Genomic DNA, 7,419 nt, shown 5'->3' with positions numbered 1-7,419 from the left:
TCCGTACCATTGCCATTACTGACCGTTAGATTGACAGTGTACAATCCTGGAATGGTATAGGTATGGACCGGATACTGGGTTGTGTAATCCACTGTACCGTTATCAGTAACATCCCATGCCCATGAGGTTGCATTGGTTGAGTGATCAGTGAAAGCAACTGTCAGAGGAGAAATACCTTCAGTTACATTTGCAGTAAAGTCAGCAACAGGATAGACGAGCGGTGCAGCCAGAGGCAGATAGTCGATGTGATCCGATGCAATCGTATAGGTTTCGTCGCATATGCCATCTCTGTCCGCATCGGTATTATTGGTCTGGCTGAATCCTGTGCCATTGGGGTGTGCCCAGTAGTTACCACCTAGATATGATCCACCGATAATGTTTGTACCTGCTGTTTTGGTGATGTTCCAGACGTTTCCGGTACTATCATTAATTAGAGTGTTGTTCGTGTTGTTGAAGTAGTTGTTGTAGATCAAGTTGTTGCTGGAATCATACAGATAGATGCCTAAATCGTTGTTCGATGCAATGTTGTTAGTAATAGTACATCCTTCAACTCCATAAAGATATATCCCGCTTTTATCATCACCAGTGACACCTGTTGCAGTAAATCCGTTTATAGTCACGTTATCTGCAGTCACGTGGAATACATGATCATTTGAAGAAGCAGCCTGAACAATGGTATCATCCGGATTTCCTGATTCTGATATTATAGTTAACTTCTTGTACACATTCACATTCTCTGTGTATACCCCAGGATAGACAATAATCGTGTCACCGTTGGTTGCAGCATCAACAGCATCCTGGATGGAATCTGCAGAGTTCACATTAATCTCAGCTGCACCAGACTTTGAAGCATAGATAGTGTTACCCCATCTACCCATGTTAGCTCTGTCACCATTGTTCTCAGGCTCATTAGAATAAGGATCAGATGGATCAGCACCATCAATACATGGACTTTGCTCTGCTGATGTCTCCCAATTATCTCCATCCCAAACTCCTGCAGTAGATTTTAGGGTATAGATATCATTGGTAGCATCATAGAATTTAGAATCTACATGAGTATCATAACCTCCTTCAGTTACACCCAGATAATTACCACCATCACAATCATAGATATTATTGTAGTTACTATTGATAGTGTGTGAAGATGATTCGTGGTTAGCAATACCATATTGATGTGAGCCATACGTGCTCATGCCCTGTATGATGTTGTTCTCAACAGTAATAGTGTATCCGGTAGGAGATAAGCCATAATTGAGATACTCCTCACAAGCAACACCATCACCCTCTCCATCAACAATAGTATTATATTCTACTACTGCTTGATCCATACCATAGACATTAATACCACCAGCATTATCATCATATCCTAATCCTTCATATATCATATTATGATGGATATAATTACCAGTCGTCTCTGATTTGGTACCACCACTTGATACTCTGGCACAAAATAATATAGCCCATTCTCTTACATTGTGAAACTCATTATACCTGACTTCATTATCCTTACATTCAGTTCCAGCACCATTATCATTGACATAAGAGATATAGACACCATGGTCACTCCACTGAGTATCAGAGAAGAATGTATTATTCTCAATCAAGGCCCCTGATACTTCATCTAACCTGACACCAGCATTGGAATAAATCTCATTGAAGTTATTATCATGGATCCAAACCCTATTATCTCCAGTATATCCAGTGTACACAATATAGATGTTACAATGCCCAGAAATATAGAACTCATTATCATAAATCTCAATTCCAGGAAGCTCCTCACCATAATTGGCAAATTTGATAGCATCTCCTACACCATCCTCAAACTGACAATCATGAACAGTGAGATTATTACCTCTTATAGAGATTGTTTCTCTCACAGTCATTCGAGAAATGGACTGGTTATACCTATCAGCATCAAAGATAATGTTGCTGATTTCGATATCATAGCCTCTATTATAAACCCTGTAACTGAGATCAGTTCCACCAGTTACCATCTGCTCAAAGTCATTTTCTGTCAAGCCTGACTTCAGCTTAACTCTGACTCCTGAAGCACCAGTGAAATGGGTGTCATCATGAATCTCAATCTGGTCACTGATGATATAATCGTTCGTGCCACCATCATTCTTCAGGTACACTGTCGTATAAGCATCATTGGCATCCACATAGTCTAGTGCCGCATTTATCTGGACCTGGTCAGCTACTCCATCACAATTGTAGTCACCATCATTATTTGCGGAGACGTAAACTATTGGCGGTGATAAAGCTGATGCAGTTCCTACGGTCATTAAAGCTAAAACTATTACAAAACACATCATTGCATGTATTCTCATTACTCCCACCACCCCATTATATTACGATCTCCAGAATCATCTACATCTGTAGAGATCACGATCGCTAAGGCAGAACATGCCAAAAAAACATCAGGTACAAAAAAGGCAGTGCCACCTTGTCGTCCACCACAGACGAATATGAACCTTTACTTAAAGATTATATTTTATTTTATAAGTACATTGTTAAAGAATATCAGATGACATGTAAAATATGTTAAGAAATCCATAAATGGTAACGCTGTTAACAAAACGGAATAATCAATAAAATAGATATTATCAGGCTTTAAACAGAAGAAGTCAGGTGTTTGAATCTCCACGAAACCATCTGTTTCTTTTAACCTTTTTGATGGCTTTTTCCAGCGTTTGAATCCTTTTTATTTCTAGTTTTATGTCAAATCTCATAATGAAACAATTTCAGGATCTCATTTCGGGTATTTTACCTCCTTTCAACAAAAGCCAAAACATAAACAACAATTCCCCCCAACCCAGAACCAGGCTAATTGCCACGTCGAAGCTGGGAAAAAGAAATTTGCCAAAGTTATCTATTAGATAGCTTAAACCTGCAACTATCAACAAGATACCTAGAATTCTGGGAATGTAGTCTGATTTGAAAACCAAATAACCAAGGAACGCAAGATGAAGGCCAAAAAAGACTAATCCAATGGCCCATCCATCACTAAACGCATTAATATATAGCATCGCCTGAGCATGCAACTGATCTGTTTCAAATACTGTCAAGTAGTCAGCACCACTTAAAAGTAGCAAAACAATAACAAGAAAAACCAGACTGAATGTTAAAATTGTGGCATACACCAACCTGAACCACGCCATAAGCAACGAGAGACTCTTGTTTACTGGTTTGAGTAAAACATAAAGTGCCCAGGCCACCAACACATCAAGAATAATCACGATTATAAAGCTACAAATAGCCATGCGGAATAGCCCCACATTAGCCATAATATTATTTGCTGTTTCTGTGGCATCTCCCGGCACAATCAGACTCGGAAGAGCAAAAAAATGAGCGAAGAGAGCGAATATAGTCATGATCAGAAGCCCAAACCCTGCGACTATTGCAGCTTCGCGTTGTGATATATCAGCGATACGGTTTGTCATTTCAGTTCCCACTAATTTGGTAGGTTTTTTATTATGTTCCAAAGTTATGACTACATTTCCCTTTTTGTGTCCTTTTTCGACATACCTGTGAGCCTCGGTAATCGGTTCCAACGGATAGCGTCTATCAATGACCGATTTTATCTTTCCCGCCTCAATAAGCTCTTTGAGGAAGATCAGACGCTCTGGAACTGGTCCAGGTTTCCATTGCCTTAGGTTTTCATTCTTTACCGTATTCGCCAATTTCACGAGTACCCAAATAAGTCTTCGATTCAACATACCTGAATGCTTCTAGTTCTTCTTTTTCGAATTCGGCACGCTTCTCAAGAGCTTCTATGGATGGCCATTCCTCGATCCCAATAAAATCCCACTCTTCGTTGGACCAACGGCAGTCAATCGTCATCATGAGTTTCATCCCGAGTTCGTCCATTTCCTCGCGATCCTTACGCATGAACTCATACTTTTCCTCTTCAGACAGGTTATAAAATGCTTCCTTGATTTTGGCGAAATACAGTCTCAGGATAGGTTTTTTCTCATCCATTTTATCACTTCCTCCACCTAATTTAAGCAGCATAACTGCTCATATAAAAAATGGTACATAATATACATATAAAGTTTACGAACTCATTCCGAACCCAAACATCATTTCTTTTAATTAATTTCCTGAAAAGGACTTCTTCCAACTCCAAGGCTTTTGCCGAACTTCTGCTGTGGTTTAGGATATATGTTACCACCATGACTTCCAGTAAAAAACGCAAGGATACGACCATCTTACAAAACTACTAATTCCAAAACAACCCATCATTTGGTAACATGCAAAAAATTCCCCCTATACTCCTGATAGGAACCTTATCCATGCTCTTTGCAGAAGTATTTTCAGGAGCTTCACAGACATGGTTCATCAGCGGCTGGGGGATTCTTGTAACATTTCCGCTCTATCTGGCCCATTTGTTGTTCTTTTTAGGGATCGCCTTAAAGACAGAACGGACCTCATTGTCCCAGCTTTATCTTTTTGGAGTGCTCTTCGCTTTGTACGAATCATGGATCACCAAGGTCCTGTGGGCTGGCTATTTCGATTCCGAGGGGCCATCAATGGGAACCTTTCTTGGATTGGGGATCGGTGAATTTCCCATACTGGTCTTTTTCTGGCATCCGATAATGTCTTTTATCGTACCGACACTTGTTTTTGAGATATTGACCGGAAAGGTGCTAACAGGACATGAGTTTATTCTGGAAAGAACGAGAAGGAAAACATCCATGATAGTGTTTTTCCTGATATTGATAAGCACTTTCATCGCTAACGGGAACCAGTTCGATCTCGTATCTGCAAATATTTCCCTGATAGGGACATTGTCGATAATTGCAGTGCTTTATAAGTTCACAAAGGATAGTGACCTGAGTTACCTGGAATTGGGCAAAAGGAGTTTCAAGCTACTGGGGAGCTACCTAATTTTACTTTATATTGTAACATTCCTGTACCTTCTTCCTGAAAGGATAACTACAACCATTCTGCCTTACATATCAATACTGTATTCTATGCTATTCCAATAATTCTCATATACGATCCACCAAAAAGGAAGAGGAATTGGACATATTGGGAAGCAGCTCTTATTCGACCCGGAACCTTATCATTTTCATACCATTACTGATACTTGTAGTCAATATCGCATGCATTGTACCGGAGATCAGCTTGCTGGTTTTGTCTATTACTTATATACTGCTCACAATAATAGGAGTACTGCTATTTTTATGGGTAATCTGTAATGTCTGGAAACACTATCATTCTGGAAATTCAATTGAGCATTGAAACTATCCAGATCAAGATATTTCAGGCGACAAAGGAACACTAAACCCAAATACACTACCACTACCGGGTTCACTTTCAACCCAGATCTCACCGCCGTGTAATTTTATCAATTTTTTAGCAAGGGAAAGGCCAAGACCTGTACCTCCAAACTGACGATTCGAAGATGATTCCACCTGTGTAAAAGGCTTGAAGAGATCGCATTGGGCAGATTCCGGTATTCCGATCCCCGTGTCTTCAACTTTGATTACCAGAGTGTCAGCATTATTTTCTGTCCGGATCATTACTGAACCGCCTTCGGGGGTGAACTTTATGGCATTGGATACCAGATTGAAAAGGACCTGGGTTAATTTTAGCCTGTCAGCATTGATGCAGATATCGTCGGCTCCAATGCTTGTGCTCAGGCAGAGATTCTTATTTTCTGCAAGAGGGGAGACAACTGCTTCCACGTCATTTAAAACGTCCCTGAACAGGAATTTTTCATGCTGAAGTTCCATTTTACCAGCTTCTATCTTTGAAAGATCCAGAATATCATTGATAAGGGTCAGCAAATGTTTTCCACTTTTGGAGATGTTACTTACATATTTCATTTGTCTATCAGCGAGAGGTCCTGCTTCACTATCAAGAAGAATATCTGAAAAACCAATAATAGAATTCAGGGGAGTTCGAAGTTCGTGGCTCATGTTAGCCAGGAATTCGCTTTTTAATATATTAGCCGCCTCTGCTTCGTTTTTTGCATCCAAAAGGACTTGTTCTATATTCTTATGTTCACTAATATCCCTGGAAATGCTCAGAATAGCAGGCTTGCCATCATATTCCATCAACTGGGCACTCATTTCCCATGGTATTTCAAAACCATCTTTTCGCAGGATTACCATTTCAAAGATGCAATTACCCATCCGGCAAACTTCTTCCACCCTTTTGCTAAAATTCGCTGCACATTCCAGAGAATATGTCTCTTTTATGTTCTTCTGCAACAACACTTCCCTGCTATAATCCAGACATTCACATGCTCTGGAATTCGCTTCAAAAATATTTCCATCCAGATCATAAAGGAAAACCGGATCATTGGAATTATCAAAAAGGGCCTTGAACTTGTGCTCGGATCTTTTCAAGGCTTCCTCTGCAAGTTTCCTTTCAGTAATATCGACAATAATGCCCTGGAAACGAGTTGGCTTTCCGGACCTGTTCATCTCTATCAATGACGTCTCACTTACCCAGTGAGTATTAGCTTCACGGTCCAGTATCCGGTATTCCTTTGTGAATTCAGTAGACCCTTTTTTTATACATTCAGAAAGGCCCATAAAATAATCATCAATGTCCCAGGGATGAATTAGATCCTCATAAAGAACCTTATGGGACATGAGATCTTCTGCCGAATATCCAAACTGGGATATATTCTCTGAAACGAACTCAACGGGGAAACCGTTTCCGGAATTCCTGAGGAAGGCAACCACAGGACTATTCCGGTAGATAGACTTCAGCTCTTTTTCCTTTTTCATCAACTCCGGAGAAAATCGCAGGTGCTTCCTGTACTTGCTGCTGAGCAGGTCAATCAGACTGATCCACATACCATTCTTTTTCATGATGGTGTTTTCCCGGTCATCCATCAGTTCAAAGACATCTGAAGAGGAAAAGGACTCCAGAGGACATGTGAATAAGGTTGTGAGCTCAATATCTGAAGTTGCAGAAATGATAGATTTTCGGCATTGCCTGAGAAAAGGCAGCATTTGACCTTCATCCGAGATCAGGTCAATATTGACCCTCAGTCCATTAAATCCACATTTAATAGCAGATTTGTGTTTCTTTTCTATGAATTCGAGTATAGCCTTGCAAAATGCTTCAGCATCAGAAAGCAATTCCAGGTCCACAAGAACAAGATCAAAATTCGAGGAAAAGGATTTCTCGTTAACGAAGATGGTCTTTTCCTTGAAGAAAGCATCCGGATCTTCATTGTTTTTTACTCCGGGTGTTATCCAGACACATAGATCATTGTGTTTAAATCCGGACCTTAAAAAAGACGAGACAAAATTAATTACTTTATCACCGTTTCTATATACAAGAGTAATATTTTCACCATGCGGAACGTCTGATATAGGAAGGTTCATTTTTTGTGAATATTCTTGCATGTTATTAACACCTGGATTCTGGATCATATGTATTCATAGATAGCGA

General features: G+C 39.9%; 5 protein-coding genes. 1 reads left to right on the top strand and 4 read right to left on the bottom strand.

All coding sequences use genetic code 11. The annotated features are described in order from the left end of the window. The 3 genes from BMX02_RS11440 to BMX02_RS11430 form a co-directional block, all read right to left on the bottom strand. The coding region (locus BMX02_RS11440) for a NosD domain-containing protein (RefSeq protein ID WP_143052434.1) at positions 1 to 2,330 on the bottom strand (2,330 nt) is incomplete at its 3' end. 414 nt (positions 2,331 to 2,744) lie between these two features. Next, positions 2,745 to 3,689 carry a DUF4386 domain-containing protein gene (locus tag BMX02_RS11435; protein ID WP_177165275.1) on the bottom strand — a complete coding sequence of 315 codons (945 nt, stop codon included), beginning with the start codon at positions 3,687 to 3,689 and terminating at the stop codon, positions 2,745 to 2,747. Continuing rightward, on the bottom strand, positions 3,661 to 4,014 hold the full coding sequence (locus BMX02_RS11430) for a hypothetical protein (RefSeq protein ID WP_135644139.1): 354 nt from the start codon (positions 4,012 to 4,014) through the stop codon (positions 3,661 to 3,663). The genes BMX02_RS11435 and BMX02_RS11430 overlap by 29 nt, the downstream gene beginning before the upstream one ends. A gap of 239 nt (positions 4,015 to 4,253) precedes the next feature. Between BMX02_RS11430 and BMX02_RS11425 the strand changes: the two genes are divergently transcribed. Next, positions 4,254 to 4,991 carry a hypothetical protein gene (locus tag BMX02_RS11425; RefSeq protein ID WP_135644142.1) on the top strand — a complete coding sequence of 246 codons (738 nt, stop codon included), beginning with the start codon at positions 4,254 to 4,256 and terminating at the stop codon, positions 4,989 to 4,991. 267 nt (positions 4,992 to 5,258) lie between these two features. Here BMX02_RS11425 and BMX02_RS11420 read toward each other — a convergent pair whose 3' ends face one another. Then, the gene (locus BMX02_RS11420) at positions 5,259 to 7,373 is read right to left on the bottom strand and encodes an ATP-binding protein (protein WP_167879339.1); all 2,115 of its coding nucleotides are present in this window, start codon (positions 7,371 to 7,373) and stop codon (positions 5,259 to 5,261) included. Positions 7,374 to 7,419 lie beyond the last annotated feature (46 nt).

Origin of the sequence: Methanococcoides vulcani (assembly GCF_900111645.1) — an archaeon.
GTDB lineage: Archaea > Halobacteriota > Methanosarcinia > Methanosarcinales > Methanosarcinaceae > Methanococcoides > Methanococcoides vulcani.
This window is presented reverse-complemented; position numbering and strand designations above follow the sequence as displayed.